This window comes from Gordonia sp. p3-SID1431 (assembly GCF_025143765.1).
Taxonomy (GTDB): domain Bacteria; phylum Actinomycetota; class Actinomycetes; order Mycobacteriales; family Mycobacteriaceae; genus Gordonia; species Gordonia hongkongensis.
On sequence record NZ_JAMBDT010000019.1, the window covers coordinates 22860 to 45695 of the forward strand.

Sequence of the window (22836 nt, forward strand, 5' to 3'; positions counted from 1 at the left end):
AGCGGAGGGCGGCTCAACCAGCGGTGGGCGGCTCAGCCGGCGGTGGGCGGCTCAACCAGCGGTGGGCGGCTCAGCCGGCAGAGGCGTCCTCGCCGCGGCCCTCGATGTCGCCCTCGGTCTGGAGGTAGACGGTGCGGAGGGCGTCGAGGAGCTCGGCCGGCGGTTCGCGCCACATGTCGCGTTCGACGGCCTCGAGGAGACGTTCGGCGATGCCGTGCAACGCCCAGGGATTGGACTGCTGCATGAACTGCTGGTTCGTCTCGTCGAGGACGTAGGACTCGGTGAGTTTCTCGTACATCCAGTCGGCGACGACGTCGGTGGTCGCGTCGTACCCGAAGAGGTAGTCGACCGTGGCGGCCATCTCGAACGCACCCTTGTATCCGTGGCGCTGCATCGCCGAGATCCAGCGCGGGTTGACGACGCGGGCGCGGAACACGCGGCTGGTCTCCTCCGACAGCGTGCGGGTGCGGACGGAGTCGGGGCGGGTGCTGTCGCCGATGTAGGCCTCGGGCGAGGAGCCGGTCAGTGCGCGAACGGTTGCGACCATGCCGCCGTGGTACTGGAAGTAGTCGTCGGAGTCGGCGATGTCGTGTTCGCGGGTGTCGGTGTTCTTGGCCGCCACGGCGATCCGCTTGTAGGCCGCGCGCATGTCGTCGACCGCAGGTACACCGTCGAGGTCGCGCCCGTAGGCGTAACCGCCCCACTCTGTGTAGACACGCGCCAGGTCCTCGTCGCTGCGCCAGTCCCGTGAGTCGATGAGTTGCAGGATGCCGGCGCCGTAGGTGCCCGGCTTCGAACCGAAGACACGTGTCACGGCCCGACGCCGGTCGCCGTGCTCGGCCATCGCGGCGCGCACGTGTGCCGCGACGAAGTTCTGCTCGTCGGACTCGTCGTCGGCGGCCGCGGCGAGCGCGACCGCGTCGTCGAGCATGGTGACGACGTGCGGGAAGGCATCCCGGAAGAAGCCGGAGATGCGGACGGTGACATCGATGCGGGGACGTCCGAGTTCCTCGAGGCCGATGAGCTCGAGCGAGGAGACCCGCCGCGACATCTCGTCCCACACCGGCATGACCCCGAGCAGCGCGAGCACCTCGGCGACGTCGTCACCCGAGGTGCGCATGGCGCTGGTCCCCCACACCGACAGCCCCACCGACGCCGGGTATTCGCCGTGGTCGGTCAGATAACGCTCGAGCAGGGAGTCGGCCATCGCGCGGCCGGTCTCCCACGCCAGCCGCGAGGGCACCGCCTTCGGGTCGACCGAGTAGAAGTTGCGTCCGGTCGGCAGCACGTTGATCAGCCCGCGCAGCGGTGACCCGCTCGGTCCGGCCGGGATGAACCCGCCGTCCAGTGCGTGCAGCACCCGCGGGACCTCGGCGGTCGTCTGACGCAGGCGCGGGACGACCTCGGTCGCCGCGAAGGTGAGCACATCCCCGACCGCGCTGGGCAGTCCCGCGGTGGCCGCGGCAACCGCTTCGGTCGACCAGTCGTCCTTCGCGCAGGCGGCGACGAGTTCGCGGGCCTGCGCCTCGACGGCGTCGACGGAACCGCGCTCGGCCGAGCCGTCCTCGACGAGCCCGAGGGCCTCGCGCAGGCCGGGCAGGGCCGACGTGCCGCCCCAGAGCTGGCGCGCACGCAGCATTGCGAGGACCAGGTCGACCTCGGCGTCGTCACGCGGGGGCTCGCCGAGAACGTGCAGCCCGTCACGGATCTGCACGTCCTTGATCTCGCACAGCCACCCGTCGACGTGCAGCAGCATGTCGTCGAAGACCTCTTCGTCGGGCCGTTCGGTGAGCCCGAGGTCGGAGTCCATCTTCGCCGCGGTCAGCAGTGTCCAGATCTGCTGGCGGATCGCGGGCAGCTTCGCCGGGTCGAGTGCGGAGATGTTGGCGTGCTCGTCGAGAAGCTGTTCCAGCCGGGCGATGTCGCCGTAGGACTCGGCGCGTGCCATCGGCGGGATCAGATGGTCGACGAGAACCGCATGAGCGCGGCGCTTGGCCTGCGTCCCCTCGCCCGGGTCGTTCACCAGGAACGGGTAGACGAGCGGGAGGTCGCCGAGGGCGGCGTCGGTCCCGCAGTCCGCCGACATGCCGAGGTTCTTGCCCGGCAGCCACTCGAGGTTGCCGTGTTTGCCGACGTGCACGATGGCGTCGGCGCCGAAGCCGGTGTCGTGCGCCGCGATCCACCGGTACGAGGCCAGATAGTGGTGCGACGGCGGCAGATCCGGATCGTGGTAGATCGCGACCGGGTTCTCGCCGAACCCGCGCGGCGGCTGCACCATGATCGCGATGTTGCCGAAGGTCAATGCCGCGATGACGATGTCGCCGTCGGGATTGTGCGTGCGGTCGACGAACAGGTCGCCCGGTGCGGGTCCCCAGTGTTCGGTGACCGCCGAGCGCAGCCCCTCGGGCAGGGTGTCGAACCACGATCGGTAGTCGCGCGCCGACAGGCGGATCGGGTTGGCCGCGAGGGTCTCCTCGGTGAGCCAGTCGGCATCCTGACCGCCGGTGGCGATGATCTGGTGGATCAGCGCATCCGAATCATCGTCGGCGAGACCGGGAATCGCGTCCGGACCGGACTCCGGGCCGATGTCGTAGCCGGCGTCGCGCATCGCGGCGAGCAGGCGCAGCAGGCTGCGCGGGGTGTCGAGACCGACGGCGTTGCCGATCCGCGCGTGCTTGGTCGGGTAGGCCGACAACATGACCGCGATCCGCTTGTCGGCGGCCGGGGTCCGACGCAACCGGGCGTGCGCGGTGGCGATCCCCGCCACCCGTGCGCAGCGCTCGAGATCCGGCTGGTACCACGGCAATCCGTCGTCGTCGAACTCTTTGAAGGAGAACGGCACGGTGATGATGCGGCCGTCGAACTCGGGCACCGCCACCTGGGTGGCGACGTCGAGTGGCGACAGGCCGTCATCGCTGTCCTCCCAGTCCGCGCGGGACCCGGTGAGGCAGAGACCTTGCAGGATCGGGATGTCGAGGGCGGCCAGCCGTTCGATGTTCCACGCCTTGTCGTCGCCACCGGCCGATGCGGTGGCCGGCGTGGCGCCACCGGCGGCCAGCACCGTGACCACGAGGGCGTCGGCGGTACCGAGCAGCTCGAGCAGGTCGTCGGGGGCGGTCCGCAGCGAGGCGCAGAAGATCGGCAGCGCACGGGCCCCGCGGTCCTCGATCGCATCGCACAGCGCGGCGATGTACCGCGTGTTGCCCGCCAGGTGCTGGGCGCGGTAGTAGAGGACCGCAATGGTCGGGGCGTCGGGCCCTTCGTGGCTCGTCGCTTGCGCTCCTCGCACCTCAGGGAGCAATGAAGGGTCGGCTTGCGCTCCTCGCACCTCAGGGAGCAAAGAAGGGCCGGCTTGCGCTCCTCGCACCTCAGGGAGCAGAGAGGGCTCAGCGGAAGAACGTTCGAGCACACCCCACGCGGGGGTCTGCTGCGGGAGTTCGAAACCGTTGCCGGTGAGCAGGACGGTGTCGGACAGGAAGTGGTGCAGGTTCACGAGGTTGGCGACACCGCCCGCGGCGAGATAGTCGTGGGCCTGGGCGGCGACGCCGGAGGGCACGGTGGAGTGCGCCATCAGATCGGGGTCGGGCTGCTGCTCACCGGAACACACGACGAGCGGCTTGCCGGTCGCCTCGACCGCAGCCAGCCCGTCCTCCCAGGCGCGAACGCCGCCCAGGATGCGGACGACGATGAGGTCGGCGTCGGCGGCGAGACGCGGGATGTCCTCGGTCAGGATGCGAGAGGGATTCGCGCCGCGGTAGGACACCGACGCGTCGGGCGACGCGTTGCCCTCGTCGGCCGCCGAGGCCGTGAGCAGGTCGGTGTCCGAGGTCGAGAGCAGCAGGATCATCGTGTCTCCTCGCCGGGTTGTCGCGCCCGGTGCGTGTCGGTGCCGTGAGTGGCGGGTGCAGTGCGAGGGACTGGTCTGACTTCCGGATGTCCGGCCGATGCCGACCCCCGGTCACAGTGGCGCGACCGCGCCGGAATCGCACCGGCTTCAGCCCGCTCGCAGTGCGTTCAGCCTACGGCCACCGCGCCCGCCGGTCGTAGGCTGGTGGGATGAACCAGTCAGCCCGGGCCGCCACCGACCGTTGCCCAGGGGTCTTCGACACGCACCCGGCGGCCGACGGCGCGCTGGCCCGTGTCCGGCTGCCGGGCGGACGGATCCGTCCGGACCAGCTGGAGACGCTCGCCCGGGCCGCCGCCGACCACGCCGATGGGCACCTGGAACTGACGGTGCGCGGCAACCTCCAACTGCGCGGGATCACCGACGTCGAAGCCGTCGCGCAGGCCGTCGTCGCCGCCGGGCTCGCGCCGAGCAGCAGCCACGACAAGGTGCGCAACATCGAGCTCAGCCCCCTGACCGGTCGCATCGGCGGCGTCGCCGACGCGCGTCCGCTCGCCGCGGCCCTCGACGACGCCCTGCGGGCCGACCCGGCCGCGGCCACCCTGTCCGGCCGGTTCCTGTTCGGCATCGACGACGGGCGCGGTGACATCGCCGGACGACGACCCGACGCGTGCGCGATGATCCGGAGCGACACTCCCCTGGCCGCAGACGTCCTCATCGGCGGGACGGCCGTCGGATCGGCCACCGGTACGGAGGCGATCGTGCGCGCGCTCATCGCGGTGGCCGCGGGTCTGGGCGAGGTCTCGCCCGGCGCCTGGCGGGTCCGCGACCTCGACGACGACTCCCGGCGCCGGCTCGCGGAAATCATCGCCCCGACGCTGGATCCCGTCATCGGGGCCGACCCGGACGCGGCACAGGTCGCCTCGGAGGAACCGATCGTCGGCTGGTTCGACCAGGACGACGGCGCGGTGCTGCTCGGCGCGGTCGTCGAACTCGGACGCTTGCCGGCCCGGCTGGCGGAATTCATCGCGGCCGTGCAGGCGCCGGTCGTGTTCACCCCCGACCGCGAGATCCTCCTGTGCGACCTCGGCGAAGGCGTGGCCGAGACCGTCGTCCGCGTGCTCGCACCGATGGGTCTGATCTTCGACGCCGCTTCGCCATGGGCCCAGGTCAGCTGCTGCGTCGGAGCCCCGGGTTGCTCGTCCGCGCATGCGCCGGTCCGGGACGACCTGGTGGCCCGGGTGCAGGACGACGACCCCGTCGAGGAGCGTGAACACTGGGTGGGCTGCGCCCGTGGCTGCGGGTCGCCGGCCGAATCGCACCTGTCGGTGCAGGCCACGCCCGACGGCGGATACGAACGGCGGCGCCGTTAGGCTCGTTCCCACCATGACCGAGTACCTGCGTGACGGCGCCGCGATCTACCGCCAGTCCTTCGCCACGATCCGCGCCGAGTCCGACCTCTCCGCGTTCGCACCCGACGTCGCGACCGTTGTCGTCCGCATGATCCACGCGTGCGGCCAGACCGACCTGACGCGCGACGTGGTCGCGACGCCCGGCGTCGTGACCGCCGCGCGCAGTGCGCTCGAAGCCGGCGCCCCGATCCTCTGCGACGCGAACATGGTGGCGTCCGGGATCACGCGTAAGCGTCTCCCCGCGGACAACGAGGTGCTGTGCCACCTGTCCGAACCCACTCTCCCGGCCCTCGCCGAGAAGATGGGAACCACGAGGACCGCTGCGGCACTGGAGTTCTGGCGGCCGCGCCTGGAAGGTGCGGTGGTCGCGATCGGCAACGCGCCGACCGCACTGTTCGCGCTCCTGGACATGATCGACGACGGCGCACCGCGTCCCGCCGCCATCGTCGGGGCACCCGTCGGTTTCGTCGGCGCGGTCGAATCCTGCGCGGCACTGGCCGAACGCGACGACCTCGAATTCATCACGGTCACGGGCCGGCGCGGTGGATCGGCGATCACCGCGGCCGCGGTCAACGCGCTCGCGACCCCGCAGGAATGATGGTGGACCCCATGAACTCTGACAGCACCGCAGCGGCCGGACGAGAGTCAGGTCCGGGCACGCTCTACGGCATCGGGCTCGGCCCGGGTGACAGCGAGCTGATGACCGTCAAGGCCGCCCGCCTGATCAGCACCGCGGACGTGATCGCGTATCACTCTGCGCGACACGGCAACAGCATCGCGCGGTCGGTGGCCGAACCCTACCTGCGCGACGGCCAGACCGAGGAACGTCTCATGTACCCGGTCACCACCGAGACGACCGACCACCCCGGTGGGTACCAGGGCGCGCTCGACGACTTCTACGCCGAGAGTGCCGAACGTCTCGCGGTGCACCTGCGCGCGGGTCGCGATGTCGTCCTGCTCGCCGAGGGCGATCCACTTTTCTACAGCTCCTACATGCACATGCACAAACGCCTGGCACCGCTTTTCGACGCCGAAATCGTGCCCGGCGTCACCTCGGTGAGCGCGGCGTCCGCGGCGACCGGGGTCCCGCTCGTCGAGGGCGAGGAGACGCTGACCGTCGTGCCCGGTACCGCGTCGACCTCGGAGTTGCTCTTCCGCTTCCGGTCCGCGGACGCGATCGTGGTCATGAAACTCGGTCGGACCTTCGAGCGGGTGCGCGACGCCCTCCGCGAGGCCGGGCGTCTCGACGAAGCCTTCTACGTCGAACGCGCGTCGACGACCGTCGAGCGGGTGCTGCCGGCCGCCGACGTGAATCCCGCGGAGGTGCCGTACTTCTCGATCCTCGTCGTCCCCGGACGCCGCAACAATCCGAGGTTCGAGCCGGAGCCCGTCCCCGGTGAGCTCGTCGTCGTGGGCCTCGGACCGGGTCACGACAGCTGGACCACCCCGGAGGTCCGCGCCGAGCTGGCCACGGCCACCGACCTCGTCGGTTACACCACCTATCTCAAGCGCGTCACCCCGCGGCCGGGGCAGCGAGTACACGCCAGCGACAACCGGGTCGAGGCCGAGCGGGCCGAGTTCGCGCTCGACCTGGCTCGACGCGGCGCTCGCGTCGCCGTCGTCTCGTCCGGTGATCCCGGTGTGTTCGCGATGGCCGCCGCGGTCGCCGAGGTCGCCGCACAGCCCCGGTGGCACGAGGTGCCCGTCCGTGTGGTGCCCGGCGTCACGGCGGCGACCGCGGTCGCCGCTGCCGTGGGAGCGCCCCTCGGGCATGACTTCGCGATCATCTCGCTCTCCGACCGGTTGAAGCCGTGGTCGGTCATCGAACGGCGCATCCGAGCCGCACTCGGCGCCGACCTGGTGATCGCCATCTACAACCCGGGCTCGGCGAGCCGCACCTGGCAGGTCGGGGCCCTCAAACACACTCTCTCGCAGACGGTGTCGCCCGATCGCGTCGTCATCCTCGGACGGGACGTCGGTGGTCCGGAGCAGCAACTCACCACCACCACGGTCGCGGACTTCGATCCCGCGGTCGTCGACATGCGCACGATGATCATCATCGGGTCGTCGGCCACAAGGGTCGTGCCGCGCGCGGCCGGAACGTTGGTGTTCACACCGCGCAGCCACCACCCGGTCGACAGCGACGATCACACCGCCGATCAGTCAGCCGAACAGCTCCTCGAGCCAGTTCCGGGCAGCACCGACATCTGAGACGACCGGCGTGTCGGGTTCGGCGGGCCGGTCGACCATGATGACCTCGATGCCGAGTTCGGCCGCGGCCGCCAGCTTGGCCGAGGTCAGCGATCCGCCGCTGTTCTTCGTGACGAGCAGATCGATGTCGTTGTTCCGCAGCAGCTCTCGCTCCGACCGGTGGTCATAGGGCCCCCGCGAGCGCAGCACCTCGTGATGCGGCGGAAGCGCTCCGGTCGGGGCGTCGACGACCCGGATCAGGAACCACGCCGAATCGATCCCCGCGAAGACACCGACGTCCTGGCGCCCGGTGGTCAGGAAGACGCGGCCGCCCCGGGCGGCCACTTCTCGTGCGGCAGCGGGCAGGTCGGGCACACGGATCCAGGTGTCGGTGTCGCCGGGCACCCAGGGGTCCCGGCGCAGGCGCAACAGCGGCACACCCGCATCGGCGGTGGCTCGCGCCGCGCTACGGGTGATCGTCGCGGCAAACGGATGGGTCGCGTCGACCACTGCCTGAATGCGGTTGCTCTGCAACCACTCCCGGAGCCCGTCGGATCCGCCGAACCCGCCGATGCGCACCGGCCCGGCCGGTAGGCGGGGGTGTTTCACCCGGCCGGCGAGCGAACTGATGAACGCGATGTCGGTGTCGGCGAGGGTCGAGGCGAGCGCTCGTGCCTCCCCGGTCCCGCCGAGGATCAGGACGTGCGGGACTGGATCCGGAGGGATCAGGTCGGTCACGACGTCGAGTGGCGATCAGCGCGGAGTTTGGTCATCCGCGCATGCGAGTACAGATAGCTGTCGGTGACGTCCGACCGGCGCGGACCGAGCACGTGGCCGACGAAGATGACCGCGGTCCTCCGGATGTCGGCGGCGTCGAGGGCCTCGAGCAACCGGTTGAGCGGGCACCGCACGATCTGCTCGTTCTCCCGACTGGCGAAAGCGACTGTGGCGGTGGGGCAGTCATCGCCGTAGTGCGGGGTGAGCGCCGCCACGATCTCCTCGGCCCGATGGGCTGCGAGATGCAGCGCGAGTGTCACCCCCGTCCGGGCCAGGGTCGCGAGATCCTCCCCCGGCGGCATGTCCGTCGACAGGGTGGAGACCCTCGTGATCAGCAGGCTCTGGCCGACACCGGGGATGGTGAGTTCGGTGTCGAGTGCCGCCGCGGCAGCCGCGAACGCCGGGACACCGGGCACGATCTCATGATCGATTCCGCGCGCGGTCAGCTCACGCTGCTGCTCGGACATCGCCGAGTACACCGAGAGGTCACCCGAGTGCAGGCGGGCCACGTCGTGCCCCTTGCCGACGGCCGCCGCGATGACATCGATGATGTCCGACAACGGCATCCGGGCCGTGTCGATCAGTTCGGCACCGTCGGGACACAGGTCGAGCAGTTCCGGGGGCACCAGTGACCCGGCGTAGACGCAGGTCTGGCACTCCCCCAGCAGCCGCGCTCCGCGCACCGTGATGAGATCGGGCGAACCCGGGCCGGCCCCGATGAAGTAGACGGTCAACGGAGCGCCTCCGTCGAATCCGCGGCGGCAGCCTGGGGTGCCGTCTTCGCGACGGCCCACTGCACGATCGGCAGAGCCGGGCGCCAGGTGTGCATCGTGCCGAGCGGTGCCACCGTTTCGACCGACAGGCGTCGTAGGTCACCGCCGTGTCGGGCGTGCCAGCGCGTGACGAGCGTCTGGTTCTCCACGGTCACCGCGTTCACGACGAGCCGCCCCGAGTCCGGCAGCCTGGCCCAGACGAGCGAGAGGATCGCCTCGTCCAGTCCGCCACCGATGAAGACGGCATCCGGCTGCGGCGCGCCGGACAGGTCGTCGGGAGCCGGGCCCCGCACCGAGAGCCGATGCGCAACTCCGTGCCGGGTGGCGTTGCGCCGCAACCGATCAGCGCGATCGGGGTCGCGTTCGAACGCGACGGCCACTCCCCGGTCGTCCGCACGCAGCCACTCGATCGTCACACTGCCCGATCCGGCTCCGATGTCCCAGAGGACCTGCGCGCCGGCCGGTTCCAAGGCGCACACGGAGAGGGCACGGATCGTCGACTTGGTGATCTGGCCGTCGTGTTCATAGGTGTCGTCCGGCCGCCCCGGGAGCCGGGACCGGCGGGGTCCGACGCAGTCGACGGCGACGATGTTGAGCGGGTCGCCGGCCCGGCGGCGCCAGGTCTCGGCCGTACCGGCGGTGATCTGTTCAGCCGGCCCGCCGAGCTGCTCGAGGACGGTCATCGTCGACGCGCCGAAACCGGCGTCGACCAGAATCCCGGCGAGTGCGGCGGGTGTGGTCTCGTCGCGGCTCAAGACCAGTACGCGAGCCCCGTCGGTGACCTCGCCGAGCACCACGCCCGGCTCGGCGCGCACCGCACTGACGATCCGGGTCGTGGCGAGGTCCCAGCCCAGACGCGCACAGGCGAGGCTCGCGCTCGACACGGCCGGATACACCCGTACCCGGTCGACACCGACACGCGCGATGATGCTCGCACCGACGCCGTGGAACATCGGGTCGCCGCTGGCCAGGATGTGGATCGTGTCCGCGTGGGCGGAATCCTCGGCCCCCGTCTCGACGAGCTCTGCCAAGTGCTCCGACATGGGTGAGCGCCAGGGACGCAGCTGTGCGCCGAGCTCGGGCGCGGCTCCGTCGAGGAGCGCGAGTTGGCGTGCGGCGCCGTAGATCACGCGGGCGCGGCGAAGTTCGTCGCGGACGGTCTCGCCCAGACCGGACCAACCGTCGGCGCCGATCCCGACCACCACGAACTCCGATGGGACGAGCTCGGACGGGACAGACGACGTGACTTCGGTGTCCGGAGACGTCATCGGGGAAGTCTCCGCCACACGGCACGCGGCAGCAGTCGCATCCCGAAGAACAACGGACGCAACGTCCCCGGAATCCAGACCTCACCGCGGCCCTTGCGATAGGCGTGTGCCACCGCGTCGGCGACCTGCTCGGCATCCCGCGACAGCGGGGCCGGCTTAACCCCGGACGCCATGAGGTCGCGTGTCATCGCGCCGATCACGAAGCCCGGGCGGGCCAGCAGCAGGCGAGCGCCGGTGCCGTGCAGCGCATCCGCGAGTCCGCTCGCGAATCCGTCGAGACCCGCCTTGGTCGATCCGTAGACGTAGTTGGCGCGGCGCACCCGGACACCGGCGACCGAGGAGAAGACGATGATGGTCCCGGAGCCCCGCGCTCGCAACACCGACGCGAGCGGGGTCAGCACGCTGATGTGGGCGTTGTAGTCGGTGTGGGCGATCTGAAGTGCATGCGCCACATCGGTTTCGGCGCGGGGCTGGTCGCCGAGGATGCCGAACGCGATGATCGCGATCCCGATCGGACCGTGTCGCTGCGCCAACGACTCGACGAGCGTTGGGTGGCTGTCGGTGTCGTTCGCGTCGAAGGCGACGGTGTGTACCTCGGTTGCACCGGCATCGAGCAGTCGTGCGGACTCGGACGCGAGGTCGTCGGGACGGCGGGCCGCCAGGACGACGGTCCGCCCGGATGCGAGGCGCGCCGCGGTGGCGACGCCGATCTCGCTGCGGCCGCCGAACAGCACGAGGGCACCGGACGGGTCGGTGTCCGGACGCGCTGATGCCCCTCTGCTGCGTGACGCCATGGCTGCCAGTATCGCATCGGCCCCGCGACCGACCGTGTGCGGCGTCGCGGCTAGTTTGGTGTCATGCCTCGTACCGCCGCCGATCTCGGGCCCGATGCGCTCGCCTTCCTCGTCGAACGCCACCTCGGGACCCTCACCACGCTGCGCGCCGACGGCACCCCCCACGCCGTGGCCGTCGGCTTCACCTGGGATCCCGACGCCGGCCTGGCTAGGGTCATCACCTCGGACGGCAATCAGAAGGTCCGCAACACCGAGCGGGGTGGCTACGCGGCCGTCACCAACGTCGACGGCCCGCGATGGCTGACCCTGGAGGGTCCCGCCACGGTGCGTCGTGAGCCCGAGCGCGTGCGCGAGGCCGAGCAGCGCTACGCCCAGCGATACCGGGAGCCCAGGCCGAACCCGCGCCGCGTCGTGATCGAGATCAGCGTGAGCCGGGTACTGGGTTCGGCCTCGCTGTTCAGCTAGTGACGCGCGTCGGAAGTCGGATGCTTCTTGCGGAGCCGTCCGGCACCGGCCCGGCCAATACACCACCCGGGTGGTCCGCAACGGACCCGACGAAGGCCGCTGCGCCTGGCGACTCAACCCTGAACCCGGCGCACCACCCAACCCCGAACACATCAACCGCCGACCCGACATACCCCGACGGTTCGCAGAACATCTGAACACCGGGCGCGATGAGATCCACGGACCTACCACCCGACGGTTTGGCAGGCTCGGTCGCCGGACCCTTCGTGACGCGCCCCGGATTCAAACCCGCCAACCAGCGAACTTCAACTCGACTGCTGGACCTCGATCGAAGTCCAGCAGTCGAAATGAGGTTCACCGGTCGAATTTCGCCTACAACCGGACGAGTTCGTGCGGGCGGTTGTTCAGCGACTCGCAGCCGTCATCGGTCACGACGACGATGTCCTCGATGCGGGCACCCCAGTGACCGGGCACGTACACCCCCGGCTCGACGCTGAACGCCATACCGGTGCGCAACGGGATGTCGTTGCCACCGACGATGTACGGCTCCTCGTGCACCGACAGCCCGATCCCATGGCCCGTCCGGTGGATGAACCGATCGGCCAGGCCGCGCTCGGCGAGAAGATCACGCGCCGCCGCATCGATCGAGGACGCGCTCACCCCCGGCCGGACGGCGGCCACCGCCGCGCGTTGGGCCGCGAGCAGAGCGGCGTAGGCGTCGGCGATCTCGGCGGGCGGATCGTCGAAGCAGTAGGTGCGCGTGGAATCGGAGTTGTAGCCCGGCTCTACCGGACCGCCGATGTCGATCACGACGATGTCGGACCGCTCGATGACCCGGTCGGAGAACTCGTGATGGGGATCGGCTCCATTCGGTCCCGACCCGACGATGATGAAAGCCGCCTCGGTGTGACCCTCCTCGAGGATCGCGGCGGCGATGTCGGCGGCCACCTCGCGTTCGGTGCGGCCGGGGATCAGCCAGTCCCCCATCCGCGAGTGCACCCGGTCGATCGCGGCACCCGCGCGGCGGAGCGCGTCGATCTCCGCGGCGTCTTTGATCATTCGCAGTTCGCGGAGCACGTCGGTCGCCAATTGCGGTGTGGCGCCGGTGTGTCGGGCCAGCGGGATGACGTGGAGGGCGGGCATGGAGTCGGAGACCGCGATCCGCGGCTGCGACGGCAATCCGGCCAATGCGAGAGCGTGGGCGTCGTCGCCGTCGACCCAGTCGGCCACCTCGATGTCGAGATCGCCGACCGCGGAGGACGACAGCGACGGGACCTCGAGCCGCGCGATCACCAATCGGGGATCACTGGTCGCGGGGATCACGAGCGCCGTGAGCCGTTCGAAGGTCTCCGCCCGGGAACCGATGAGGTAACGCAGGTCCGGCCCGGGGGCGACTACCAGCGCGTCCAACTCCGCGGCGCGGGTGAGTTCGGCGGCGCGGCGGACCCGGTCGCGATAGACCTGCGCCTCGAAGAGCGGCCCGGCTCCGATCCCCTCGCCCGCCGTCGCGACCCGTGTTGCCCCGCTCCCAGATGCCATGCGACGAACACTACCGCCGACTCATGACAGAGTGTGGGGGTGACGGATTCGTTGATGCTGCTCGACGGCGCCAGCCTGTGGTTCCGATCGTTCTTCGCGCTGCCGGAGAAGATGACCAGCCCGGATGGGCGACCGGTCAACGCGGTACGCGGTTTCGTCGACACGATCGCCAATCTCGTGGTGCGCGAACGCCCCACACGCTTGGTGGTGTGCCTCGATCTCGACTGGCGCCCCGAGTTCCGCACCGACCTGATCCCCACCTACAAGGCCCATCGCGTCGCGGTCCCCGACGGTGGGACCGACGTCGAGGGCCGGGACATCGACGTCGAAGAGGTACCCGACACCCTCACCCCGCAGGTCGACATGATCATGGCCGTTCTCGCGGCGGCGGGCATCGCCACCTCGGGCGCTGTCGGTTGTGAAGCCGACGACGTGATCGGCACGCTCGCCTACGACGAGGCGAACGATCCGGTGATCGTGGTCAGCGGTGACCGGGACCTGCTGCAGGTGGTCGCCGACGATCCCGTCCCGGTGCGCGTCCTGTACGTCGGCCGCGGTCTGGCGAAGGCCGAGATGATGGGCCCGGTGGAGGTCGCCGAGAAATACGGCGTGCCGGTCGAGCGCGCGGGTATCGGCTACGCGGAGATGTCGATGTTGCGCGGCGATCCCTCGGACGGTCTGCCGGGCGTGGCCGGTATCGGCGAGAAGACCGCGGCGAAACTGATCACCGAGTACGGCAGCCTCGACGCACTGGAGGCGGCTGCCGCCGACCCGTCGTCATCGGTTCCGACACGGAGCCGCAAGGCACTGCTCGCCTCGGTCGAGTACCTGCAGGCGGCGCGGACCGTCGTCTCCGTGCGCACCGACGCCGAGACGATCGACAGCGGTTCGGACATCCTCCCGGCCGAGCCCGCCGACCCCGCGGCCCTCGCGGAGCTCGTCGAGGAGCTGGGTATCGGAGCGTCGGTGGGGAGGCTGGCCAAGGCTCTCGGCTGGCCCCAGGCCGGCTGAGGCCACATGTCGCAGCCGGCTGAGGCCGGACGTGACAGCCTGCTGAGGCCGGACGTCACAGCCGGTCGAGTCAGCTGGGGCGCGAGACCTCGTAGCGGCCGTCGTCGTCGATGAACGTGACGGTGACCTGCTGCTGCTGCCCGCCGACGGTGACCGAGCACGTGAACGACGCTCCGGTCTCCACCCGCTGCCCCGACGGGCACTGGACGTCGGAGACGTCGCTGGCCTGGTAGTCCTCGGTGAGGATCTTCTGCACGCCGTCCTGCGCCGCCTGCTGATCGAGGTTCTTCGGTGCCCATCCGGGGAAGAGGAATGCGGTGATCAGCACGATCGCGGCGATGAGGAGCAGCGCGCCGCCGCCGACGAACATCAGCGTCCGGGCGGTCTTGTTCGACTTCCCGGTCGCCATCCCGCTGAACTGGTCGCCGCCCCCGTACTGGTTCTGCCCGTACTGGTTCTGCCCGTACTGGTTCTGCCCGTACTGGTTCTGGGCGTACGGATCCTGGCCGGGGGGCTGCTGGCCGTACTGTCCGGGTGCCCCATACTGACCGGGCACGTACTGACCCGGTCCCCCGTACTGACCGGCTCCGTATTGCTCGGCGCCATACTGACCGCCGGGCTGCCCGTAGGGCTGACCGGCCGGTTGCCCGTACTGCCCCGGCTGACCGACCTGAGTCGGCTGGGACTGAGACGGGGCCGACTGGGGCGGCTGGCCCGTCGGCCCGCCCGGCTGCTGGTACGGGTTCTGCTGGTAGGGATTCTGTTGGTACGGATTCTGTTGCGGCTGACCATAACCCGGGTTCTGTGACCCGGGGTTGGCGGAGCCCGGGTTGGGGGCCATGGTGGTCGGGTCGGCCTGCGGGGCGCCCGTCGGAGTGGCGCCGGGGAGGTTCACGATCTCGGTCTTGCCGTCGGGACCGGACTGATCACCGGAGGGATTCGGCTGGGACGGGTTGGGGTTGTACGGGTCGGTCATGAGTCCCTCCCACTCGGCCGTTCACCCGGACGGGTGCCGGCGAACTGTGACGTCGCGGCAGTATCGGGGCAGGACACGCCGACACCGAATGCGGGATGAACGTTACCTCAGCGGCCTGGGACTATCAGCGAACATCGCGCGTGGCCCGGCGTCGCGTCGTCCGGTGAACCGACACCGGCGCACACTCGTCGGCGGAGGTCGACGGCGCGGTTCAGCCGAGCTCGGCGGCGACCACGCCGCGGCGGATGGCCTTGACCGCTGCCCGCGCCGTCCCACCGAGGCGCGTGTCGGAGCCCACCCCGAGTCGGATCTGTTCGAGCAGGTCCACGACCTGCCGGTTCCATCGCACGAAGTCGCCCGGAGAGAGCAGCTGGCCGCGTTCGCCCGCCAGCAACAGGGCCTCGCCGAGCGAACGACCCGACGCCCACGTGGCCACGGCGACCGAGAAACCGGTGTCGGGTTCGCGTGTCGGACTGACCCGATGACGCTGCTCGACCGCGGTGACCCGCGACCAGATCTCGACGGTCGCGGCCATCGCCGCACGCATCGAGCTGCTGCCGGGCAGGGCGTCGACCCCGCTGTAACTGTCGCGCCGGCTCTCGTAGACGAGTGCGGCGACGACCGCGGCGAGGTCGGGGGGTGACAACTCGTCCCAGACCCCGGCTCGGATGCACTCGGTCACGACCAGGTCGCTCTCGCTGTAGATACGGCCGAGGAGCTTGCCCGAATCGGTCACCATCATCGTGTGCCCGGTGGACTCGGTCGACTCGGCGACGCGCTCGAGGTATCCCAGCTCGCTGAGTACGCCGACGATGTGATCGAAGGTGACCCCGAGGGTGGACGTCCGCTCCCCGATGCTGCGCTCGGCGTTGACGATGTCGCGCACCAGCCGGTTGCGGCGTTCGGCGAGCCGGAACAGCTCGTCACCGTTGGACAGCTGATGTGCCGGATGCGCGCGCAGGGTTCGCCGAAGGTGCGCGAGTTCGGTGTCGTCGGCGGCGTCGGCGCGCTTCTTCTGACGTCCGCGCGGCATCTCGATGCCGGTCGATCGCAACGCCGACGCCAGGTCGCGGCGACCGCGCCCGGTGCGTCGGTCGGCGTTCTTCGGCATCCGCATGTTGCCCAGCACCTCGGGCGGGTTGACGAAGTCGCGGGTACCGACGCGTCCGCACCAGGCGTCCTCGGTCAGTACGAGCGGCTTCGGATCCTGCGCCTGCGTAGCCGGTTCGATGATGACCGCCAGACCGCGGTGCCGTCCGACGGGTACGCCGATGACATGACCGCGTTTGAGTGCGGCCAGGTCAGCGGTGATGGCGTCGTGTGTATTGACCCGCTTGCGGTACTTCAGATCTCGTTCGCGGCGGCGGATGTCCTCGCGCAAAGTGATGTAACCGGGGAAGCCCGCGTACGGACCGTCGTCCGAATCCGGTTCGGCACCACCAGGTTCCAGCCCCCGAGCCTGCGCGGCGCGGGCCAGCTCGCCGTCGAGCTTGCGCAGCGCCCGTTGCGCCTCGTCCAGCTTTCGCGCCTGACCGACGACCGATCGATCGGCCTGGAACTGGGCGAACGACCGATGGAGCAGCTCACGCGCGCCGTCCAGGCCCAATCGGCCGAGCAGGTTGACCGCCATGTTGTATTCCGGGGAGAACGAACTCCGCAGCGGGAACGTCCGCGCGCCGGCGAGGCCGGCGACCTCCTCCGGCACCACCTCGGGTGTCCACACCACGACGGCGTGACCCTCGACGTCGATCCCGCGACGGCCGGCGCGACCGGTCAGCTGCGTGAACTCGCCGGGCGTCAGGTCGACGTGCGATTCGCCGTTGTACTTCACGAGACGCTCGAGAACCACCGAGCGAGCGGGCATGTTGATGCCGAGCGCGAGCGTCTCGGTGGCGAACACCATCCGGACCAGGCCGCGCACGAAAAGTTCCTCGACCGTGTGCCGGAAGGTCGGGAGCATCCCCGCATGGTGCGAGGCCAGTCCGCGTCGCAGCCCCTCACGCCACTCATGCACCCCGAGCACGTCGAGGTCGGCCGGCGCCAGTTCGGTGAGGTGGCGGTCGACGATCGCGTCGACCTCGCCGATCTCTGCGGGAGTCAGAAGCGAGATCCCGGATCGCAGACACTGCGCCAGGGCGGCGTCGCAACCGACACGGGAGAAGATGAAACCGATCGCGGGGAGCAGCCCCTCGCGGTCGAGTCGCGTGACGAGGTTCGGCCGGGAGAGCGCGGGTCCCCGTCCGTCGCGTCGACGGGGCGCGCCGCCACGTCCTCGGCCACGGCCGCGCGACGACTCCCGCTCGTCGTCGGCCATCAGGATCCGGTGCCGGATCTGGCGTTTGAGCTCCGGATTGACGCGCGGTCGCGTTCCGGCCTTGCGGGCCGGACCGGTGTCGGCCGGATCGAACAGGTCGAACAGTCGCTGCCCGACGAGCATGTGCTGGGACAGCGGCACCGGACGGTGTTCGTCGACGATCACCGAGGTGTCACCGCGAACCGTCTGGATCCAGTCGCCGAACTCCTCGGCGTTGCTCACCGTCGCCGACAGACTGACGACCCGCACCGACGGTTCGAGGTGCAGGATCACCTCTTCCCACACCGCCCCGCGGAACCGGTCCGCCAGGAAGTGGACCTCGTCCATGACGACGTGGGACAGACCGTCCAGGGCCCGTGATTCGGCGTAGATCATGTTGCGGACGACCTCGGTCGTCATGACGACGACCGGGGCATCGGGATTGATCGAACTGTCGCCGGTCAGCAGCCCGACCGACTCGTGCCCATGGACGGCCACGAGATCGTTGTACTTCTGGTTGCTGAGCGCCTTGATCGGCGTGGTGTAGAAGCACTTCGAGCCACCGGCCAGGGCCAGATGGACGCCGAACTCGCCGACGATGGTCTTACCCGCGCCGGTCGGTGCGCACACCAGCACACCGTGGCCGCCCTCGAGCGCCTCACACGCGCGGCGCTGGAAGTCGTCGAGGCGGAAAGCGAGTCTCGACGTGAACGAGTCGAGTTGGGTCACAGGACGTCGTCGAAGGTCTCGCGTGCCCGCGTCGACGTACGGGTGGCGTTGGCGACCGCGTTCGCCGGCGCCGGGATCGGCGATGCCGGGGCGATCGGTTTCGTCGGCGGCAGTGGGCTGGCCTCGTCATCGGAGAGGCCCGCCCATGCGGGCGCCTTCTTCGCCTTGCGTCGGTCGAAGATCCGCGCGAACTGGATCGCGAACTCGAGCAGCACGGTGAGCGCGAGGGCCAGTGCGAGCATCGTGAACGGATCCTGGCCCGGTGTCGCGATGGCGGCGAAGACGAAGACCGCGAAGATGAGCCCGCGGCGCCAGCTCTTCAACCGGGCGTAGGTCAGCACGCCGACGACGTTCAGCGCGATGATCAGGAGCGGGAGTTCGAAGCTGACGCCGAAGATCACCAGGACGTTGAGCATGAAGCCGAAGTACTGGTCACCCGCGAGTGCCGTGACCTGGACCTCGTTGCCGACCGTGAGCAGGAAGTCGAAGGCCTTGGCCACCACCAGATAGGCAAGCACCGCGCCGCTGACGAACAGGGTCGTCGCCATAGCGACGAACATGATGCCGTAGCGACGTTCGTGGGCGTGCAGACCCGGCGTGATGAACTGCCAGATCTGGTAGATCCACACCGGACAGGCGAGAACCACACCCGCGGTCAGCGCGACCTTCAACCGGAGCATGAACTGGTCGAACGGACCGGTCGCCAGAAGGCGACACGAATCATCCGGGGTCAGCGTCGCGCGCGACGACGCGGGCAGATCGCAGTACGGCCCGCGCAGCACGTCGCCGAGCGACGGGATGCCCAGGAAGCCGTGGCTGTACCAGACGAACCCGAAGATGGTGGTGGCGATGATGGCCAGCAGCGAGATGACCATACGAGTGCGCAACTCGTACAGGTGCTCGACCAACGACATGGTGCCGTCGGGATTGAGTTTTCGCTTGCGTTGCCGCGGGTCGAGGCGTCGGGGAATCGGGAGAGTGCGCACTGGCGATGCTCCGACGCGCCCCTAAGCCGATTTCTTGGCGTCGGCGTCGCGCTGCGCGGCCGGCTGGGTCGAGTCACCCACGGGCAGCTCACGTCGTGCCGGATCGTTCGCTGCCGCGTCGGTGGTGGCCGGCGCGTCCTTGTCGTCGTCCTTCTGCATCTCCTTGACCTCGCTCTTGAAGATGCGCAGCGACTGTCCCAGACCACGGGCGGCGTCCGGCAGCTTCTTCGAGCCGAACAGGATCAGCAGCACGATGGCGACGATCGCCCAGTGCCACCATGACGTGAAGCCCATGAGATCACCCTTCAGTTCGGAGCAGACAGTGTCCAATGCTACCCGACACACGCCGGGCCGGAAGGGCCCAGCCGTGGCCGGTCTCAGCGATAACGCCCGCGGGCGGCCTCCGCGGTGTCGGCGACCGCGGCGGCAATCGCAGGGTCATCGACGACCCGCACGGCGCCGGCGAATCCGAGCAGGAATCGGGTGAGCCATTCCGGCGAGCCGTAGACCAACCGGGCGCGGACGGGGAGACCTGGATCGGGCCGGTCCTCGACGGTCTCGAGGGGTTCGAGCGGGTAGTAATCGAGAATCCACAGGTGATCGGCGTCGATCTCGATCTCGACGGCCGGGAGGTCGGGGTCCTCGGCGACGAGCACCGACTGATTCGACGCCGCCGCCTCGGCCGGCGGACGACTCGGCTCGTCGAGGGCGGTCGCGGTGTCGACGCGGTCGAACCGGAACAACCGCACGCCTTCGGCCATCCGGCACCAGGCCTCGAGATAGGTGTGCTGGTCCATGACCTGCAGGCGGATGGGGTCGACCACGCGGTCGGTGACGCTGTCGCGTCCGGCCGAGTAGTAGCGCAGGCGCAATGCACGCGCTTTCTTGGTGGCCTCGCGGATCGTCGTGTACGTGGGGTTCTCCCCCGACGGCTCGGCGGGTGCGTCGGACGCGCCCGCGACCCCCGGCACTGTCGCACCCACCGCCTGCTCGATCTTGGCGATCGCCCGCCTGGCCGCCGCGACATCGACGACCCCCGGGGTCTCGACCAGCGCCCGCAGTGCGACGAGGAGCGTGCTCGCCTCCACGGTCGTCAGCCGCAGTGGCCGGTCCATGCCCGCGGTGAACCCGACCGTGACGTAACCCTCGCTGAACTCGAGCTCGATCAGGTCGTCGGGGTAGTAGCCCGGTAGCCCGCAGACGAAGAGCAGCTCGAGGTCCTTCGTGAGCTGCGCTTGCGTGACCCCGAGTTCGTCGGCGGCCTGAGCAACCGAGATGCCCCGGCGGGCCTGGAAATACGGGACCATCGCCAGCAGTCGGTTGAGTCTCGACGGCGCTGCCGCGGCCATCAGACGCTCACCCCCATCAGACGGTCGAGGCTCGCGATGACGAGCTCGCGCAGCTCGGGTGGATCGAGGACGACCGCATCGCGGCCCACACCCAGCACCATCCGCGCCACCGCGGTCAGCGAGTGGATGTCGAGGGTCACGATGTCGCCGGGTTCGCCGTCGAAGTCGGCGGGTTCGGTCGTCGTCGCGGCCCGGCGGAGGCAGAATGCCCGGTCGGCCGCGACCCAGATCCGCGCGGTCCGTCCGTCCGAACCGGCAGCGGAATCGACCGCCGCGGAGACGATCTGCTGGAGATCGGTGCCGGCCGGGACCACGACCGCGTCGGCGGCACCGACCGCGGCGACCGCCGTGATCCGCGACAGCCGGAAGGTCCGGGTGGCGTCGCGGTCGCGATCGTGGCCGACGACGTACCAGCGGCCCCGATGCGACACGACCCCCCACGGTTCGACGCGTCGGGTGGTCGGGGCGGCCGCGGCAGACGATCGATGCTGGAACTCGACGGCACGGCGGTCCTGGACCGCGGCGAGCAGGCCGGCGATGACCTCTTCGGAACCGAGCGATCGCGACGACCCGCCCGAGGTGATCCCCAGATCGTCCTCGGAGCGGACATCGAGCCCGGCGGCCCGGAGCTTGAGGATCGCCGTCTGCGACAGCGTCGAGACCTCGGGGGTGTCCCACAGCGCGGCGGCCATGGCGATCGCCGCGGCCTCGTCGGACTCCAGCGAGATCTCCGGCAACTCGTAGGAGTCGCGGTCGATGCGGTATCCCTCGGCGCCGGCCGCCATCGGCGACCGGCCGGTCACGAGGGGGATCCCGAGATCTCGCAGCTCGTTCTTGTCCCGCTCGAACATCCGGTTGAACGCCTCGTCGGACTGCCCGTCGTCCGAATAGCCCGCGACGTTGCGGCGGATGTAGTCGGCGGTGACGTACTGCCGCGTCCACAGCAGGCAGATCACGAGGTTGAGCAGACGCTCGACTTTGGGGGTTGCCACCGAGTCAGGTTAGAACGTGGCCGTTCACCGCGTGCGGAGGCACGCTGGGTTCGCCGGTGACCCGGCGCTCACATCGAGGCGATGAGGCGATCGACGCGCTCGTCGACACTGCGGAACGGGTCCTTGCACAGCACCGTCCGCTGGGCCTGGTCGTTGAGCTTGAGGTGAACCCAGTCGACGGTGAAGTCACGCCCGGCTTTCTGCGCGGCCGAGATGAAATCGCCTCGGAGCTTGGCACGGGTGGTCTGCGGCGGCTCGTTGACCGCGGTCTTGATGGCCTCGTCGGTGGTCGCCCGGGCGACCAGCCCCTTGCGCATCAGGACGTCGAACACGCCGCGGCCGCGTTTGATGTCGTGGAACGCCAGGTCGAGCTGCGCGATCTTCGGATCCGAGAGCTCCATCGAGTACCGGTCCTGGTAGCGCTGGAACAGCTTCCGCTTGATGACCCAGTCGACCTCGGTGTCGACCTTGGCGAAGTCATCGCTCTCCACGGCGTCGAGCATCCGTCCCCACAGGTCCACGACCATGTCCATCTCGGGGTCGGGCCGGCGGTTGGTGAGGTGCTCGACGGCCCGGGCGTGATACTCGCGCTGGATGTCGAGGGCGCTGGCCTGCCGGCCGCCGGCGAGGCGCACCGGGCGTCGCCCCGTCGGGTCATGGCTGACCTCGCGGATCGCGCGGATCGGATTGTCGAGCGCGAAGTCCCGGAACGCGACACCGGCCTCGATCATCTCCAGGACGAGAGCCGCCGAACCGACCTTGAGGAGGGTGGTCATCTCCGACATGTTCGAGTCGCCGACGATGACGTGCAGCCTGCGGTACTTCTCGGCGTCGGCGTGCGGCTCGTCGCGCGTGTTGATGATCGGGCGCGACCGGGTGGTCGCCGACGAGACGCCCTCCCAGATGTGCTCGGCGCGCTGCGACAGGCAGAAGGTCGCCGCCTTGGGGGTCTGCAGAACCTTGCCCGCACCACAGATCAGCTGGCGCGTCACGAGGAACGGCAACAGGACGTCGGAGATGCGGGAGAACTCCCCCGCCCGCACGACGAGATAATTCTCGTGGCATCCATAGGAGTTGCCGGCCGAGTCGGTGTTGTTCTTGAACAGATAGATGTCGCCGCCGATGCCCTCGTCGGCCAGGCGTTGTTCGGCATCGACGAGCAGGTCCTCGAGAACCAGTTCGCCCGCGCGGTCGTGGTTGATCAGCTGGATGAGGCTGTCGCACTCCGCGGTGGCGTATTCGGGATGCGATCCGACGTCGAGATAGAGGCGAGCGCCGTTCTGCAGGAAGACGTTCGAGGACCGGCCCCACGACACGACCCGGCGGAAGAGGTACCGCGCGACCTCGTCCGGACTCAGGCGGCGGTGGCCGTGGAAGGTGCACGTGACACCGAACTCGGTCTCGATGCCCATGATTCGTCGCTGCACTTGACCAACCC

At 69.7% G+C, this 22836-nt stretch carries 18 protein-coding genes, 1 pseudogene and 1 riboswitch; of the genes and pseudogenes, 6 read left to right on the top strand and 13 right to left on the bottom strand.

The genetic code is table 11. From position 1 onward, the window contains the following. Positions 1 to 70: 70 nt before the first annotated feature. Positions 71 to 3847, bottom strand: a complete 3777-nt coding sequence (cobN, locus tag M4D77_RS07160; protein ID WP_259935872.1) for a cobaltochelatase subunit CobN — start codon at positions 3845 to 3847, stop codon at positions 71 to 73. A gap of 71 nt (positions 3848 to 3918) precedes the next feature. Beyond that, positions 3919 to 3996, bottom strand: a riboswitch (cobalamin riboswitch). A gap of 60 nt (positions 3997 to 4056) precedes the next feature. Here cobN and cobG point away from each other — a divergent pair. The 3 genes from cobG to M4D77_RS07175 are packed head-to-tail and all read left to right on the top strand — an operon-like array spanning position 4057 to position 7467. Continuing rightward, positions 4057 to 5217: a precorrin-3B synthase gene (gene cobG / locus M4D77_RS07165; protein ID WP_259935873.1), complete on the top strand. Its 1161-nt coding sequence runs from the start codon at positions 4057 to 4059 to the stop codon at positions 5215 to 5217. A 13-nt stretch (positions 5218 to 5230) separates the two neighbouring features. After that, positions 5231 to 5854, top strand: a complete 624-nt coding sequence (locus tag M4D77_RS07170) for a precorrin-8X methylmutase (RefSeq protein WP_259935874.1) — start codon at positions 5231 to 5233, stop codon at positions 5852 to 5854. 11 nt (positions 5855 to 5865) lie between these two features. Continuing rightward, positions 5866 to 7467: a precorrin-2 C(20)-methyltransferase gene (locus tag M4D77_RS07175; protein WP_259935875.1), complete on the top strand. Its 1602-nt coding sequence runs from the start codon at positions 5866 to 5868 to the stop codon at positions 7465 to 7467. Here M4D77_RS07175 and M4D77_RS07180 read toward each other — a convergent pair. The 4 genes from M4D77_RS07180 to M4D77_RS07195 are packed head-to-tail and all read right to left on the bottom strand — an operon-like array spanning position 7420 to position 11058. Further along, positions 7420 to 8184, bottom strand: a complete 765-nt coding sequence (locus tag M4D77_RS07180; protein ID WP_259935876.1) for a cobalt-precorrin-6A reductase — start codon at positions 8182 to 8184, stop codon at positions 7420 to 7422. The genes M4D77_RS07175 and M4D77_RS07180 overlap by 48 nt on opposite strands. After that, positions 8181 to 8957 carry a precorrin-4 C(11)-methyltransferase gene (cobM, locus tag M4D77_RS07185; RefSeq protein WP_259935877.1) on the bottom strand — a complete coding sequence of 259 codons (777 nt, stop codon included), beginning with the start codon at positions 8955 to 8957 and terminating at the stop codon, positions 8181 to 8183. Before cobM ends, M4D77_RS07180 begins: the two co-directional genes overlap by 4 nt. After that, positions 8954 to 10264 (bottom strand): precorrin-6y C5,15-methyltransferase (decarboxylating) subunit CbiE, encoded by a 1311-nt coding sequence (gene cbiE / locus M4D77_RS07190; RefSeq protein ID WP_259935878.1) that lies wholly within the window; start codon positions 10262 to 10264, stop codon positions 8954 to 8956. The genes cobM and cbiE overlap by 4 nt, the downstream gene beginning before the upstream one ends. Further along, the gene (locus tag M4D77_RS07195) at positions 10261 to 11058 is read right to left on the bottom strand and encodes an SDR family NAD(P)-dependent oxidoreductase (RefSeq protein WP_259935879.1); all 798 of its coding nucleotides are present in this window, start codon (positions 11056 to 11058) and stop codon (positions 10261 to 10263) included. The genes cbiE and M4D77_RS07195 overlap by 4 nt, the downstream gene beginning before the upstream one ends. A gap of 63 nt (positions 11059 to 11121) precedes the next feature. On the opposite strand from M4D77_RS07195, the gene M4D77_RS07200 reads away from it, so the two are divergent. Both M4D77_RS07200 and M4D77_RS23840 read left to right on the top strand, forming a co-directional pair. Continuing rightward, complete coding sequence (locus tag M4D77_RS07200) at positions 11122 to 11523, top strand: PPOX class F420-dependent oxidoreductase (RefSeq protein ID WP_247449173.1); 402 nt, start codon at positions 11122 to 11124, stop codon at positions 11521 to 11523. 37 nt (positions 11524 to 11560) lie between these two features. Continuing rightward, positions 11561 to 11989: pseudogene (locus M4D77_RS23840) on the top strand (hypothetical protein); the annotation flags it as partial. Here the strand turns inward: M4D77_RS23840 and M4D77_RS07210 are convergent. Continuing rightward, on the bottom strand, positions 11896 to 13062 hold the full coding sequence (locus M4D77_RS07210) for a Xaa-Pro peptidase family protein (protein ID WP_259935880.1): 1167 nt from the start codon (positions 13060 to 13062) through the stop codon (positions 11896 to 11898). The pseudogene M4D77_RS23840 and the gene M4D77_RS07210 overlap by 94 nt on opposite strands. 54 nt (positions 13063 to 13116) lie before the next feature. Here M4D77_RS07210 and M4D77_RS07215 point away from each other — a divergent pair, with 54 nt between their 5' ends. After that, entirely contained in the window at positions 13117 to 14073 is a 957-nt protein-coding gene (locus tag M4D77_RS07215; protein ID WP_259935891.1) for a 5'-3' exonuclease, read from the top strand. A 70-nt stretch (positions 14074 to 14143) separates the two neighbouring features. Here M4D77_RS07215 and M4D77_RS07220 read toward each other — a convergent pair whose 3' ends face one another. The 7 genes from M4D77_RS07220 to pafA all read right to left on the bottom strand — a co-directional run bounded on the left by M4D77_RS07220 (position 14144) and on the right by pafA (position 22825). Continuing rightward, complete coding sequence (locus M4D77_RS07220; protein WP_259935881.1) at positions 14144 to 15049, bottom strand: DUF4333 domain-containing protein; 906 nt, start codon at positions 15047 to 15049, stop codon at positions 14144 to 14146. 211 nt (positions 15050 to 15260) lie between these two features. Beyond that, a complete protein-coding gene (locus M4D77_RS07225; RefSeq protein WP_259935882.1) occupies positions 15261 to 18071 on the bottom strand; it encodes an RNA helicase in 2811 nt (936 codons plus the stop codon). Further along, positions 18068 to 18985, bottom strand: coding sequence for a twin-arginine translocase subunit TatC (gene tatC / locus M4D77_RS07230; RefSeq protein ID WP_091344258.1), 918 nt, complete (start codon positions 18983 to 18985; stop codon positions 18068 to 18070). Before tatC ends, M4D77_RS07225 begins: the two co-directional genes overlap by 4 nt. Positions 18986 to 19078: 93 nt before the next feature. Further along, complete coding sequence (gene tatA, locus M4D77_RS07235) at positions 19079 to 19351, bottom strand: Sec-independent protein translocase subunit TatA (RefSeq protein WP_259935883.1); 273 nt, start codon at positions 19349 to 19351, stop codon at positions 19079 to 19081. A gap of 83 nt (positions 19352 to 19434) precedes the next feature. After that, positions 19435 to 20406, bottom strand: coding sequence for a YafY family protein (locus tag M4D77_RS07240; RefSeq protein WP_259935884.1), 972 nt, complete (start codon positions 20404 to 20406; stop codon positions 19435 to 19437). Further along, positions 20406 to 21398 carry a YafY family protein gene (locus M4D77_RS07245; protein ID WP_259935885.1) on the bottom strand — a complete coding sequence of 331 codons (993 nt, stop codon included), beginning with the start codon at positions 21396 to 21398 and terminating at the stop codon, positions 20406 to 20408. The genes M4D77_RS07240 and M4D77_RS07245 overlap by 1 nt, the downstream gene beginning before the upstream one ends. A 68-nt stretch (positions 21399 to 21466) precedes the next feature. Then, a complete protein-coding gene (pafA, locus tag M4D77_RS07250) occupies positions 21467 to 22825 on the bottom strand; it encodes a Pup--protein ligase (RefSeq protein WP_004019052.1) in 1359 nt (452 codons plus the stop codon). Positions 22826 to 22836 lie beyond the last annotated feature (11 nt).

Excerpts from the sequence above, each read along its gene's own strand:
- cobN (WP_259935872.1), bottom strand. The coding sequence starts at position 3,847 with ATGATCCTGCTGCTCTCGACCTCGGACACCGACCTGCTCACGGCCTCG.
- cobG (WP_259935873.1), top strand. The coding sequence starts at position 4,057 with ATGAACCAGTCAGCCCGGGCCGCCACCGACCGTTGCCCAGGGGTCTTC.
- M4D77_RS07170 (WP_259935874.1), top strand. The coding sequence starts at position 5,231 with ATGACCGAGTACCTGCGTGACGGCGCCGCGATCTACCGCCAGTCCTTC.
- M4D77_RS07175 (WP_259935875.1), top strand. The coding sequence starts at position 5,866 with ATGAACTCTGACAGCACCGCAGCGGCCGGACGAGAGTCAGGTCCGGGC.
- cbiE (WP_259935878.1), bottom strand. The coding sequence starts at position 10,264 with ATGACGTCTCCGGACACCGAAGTCACGTCGTCTGTCCCGTCCGAGCTC.
- M4D77_RS07195 (WP_259935879.1), bottom strand. The coding sequence starts at position 11,058 with ATGGCGTCACGCAGCAGAGGGGCATCAGCGCGTCCGGACACCGACCCG.
- M4D77_RS07200 (WP_247449173.1), top strand. The coding sequence starts at position 11,122 with ATGCCTCGTACCGCCGCCGATCTCGGGCCCGATGCGCTCGCCTTCCTC.
- M4D77_RS07210 (WP_259935880.1), bottom strand. The coding sequence starts at position 13,062 with ATGGCATCTGGGAGCGGGGCAACACGGGTCGCGACGGCGGGCGAGGGG.
- M4D77_RS07215 (WP_259935891.1), top strand. The coding sequence starts at position 13,117 with ATGCTGCTCGACGGCGCCAGCCTGTGGTTCCGATCGTTCTTCGCGCTG.
- M4D77_RS07220 (WP_259935881.1), bottom strand. The coding sequence starts at position 15,049 with ATGACCGACCCGTACAACCCCAACCCGTCCCAGCCGAATCCCTCCGGT.
- tatC (WP_091344258.1), bottom strand. The coding sequence starts at position 18,985 with ATGTCGTTGGTCGAGCACCTGTACGAGTTGCGCACTCGTATGGTCATC.
- tatA (WP_259935883.1), bottom strand. The coding sequence starts at position 19,351 with ATGGGCTTCACGTCATGGTGGCACTGGGCGATCGTCGCCATCGTGCTG.
- M4D77_RS07240 (WP_259935884.1), bottom strand. The coding sequence starts at position 20,406 with ATGGCCGCGGCAGCGCCGTCGAGACTCAACCGACTGCTGGCGATGGTC.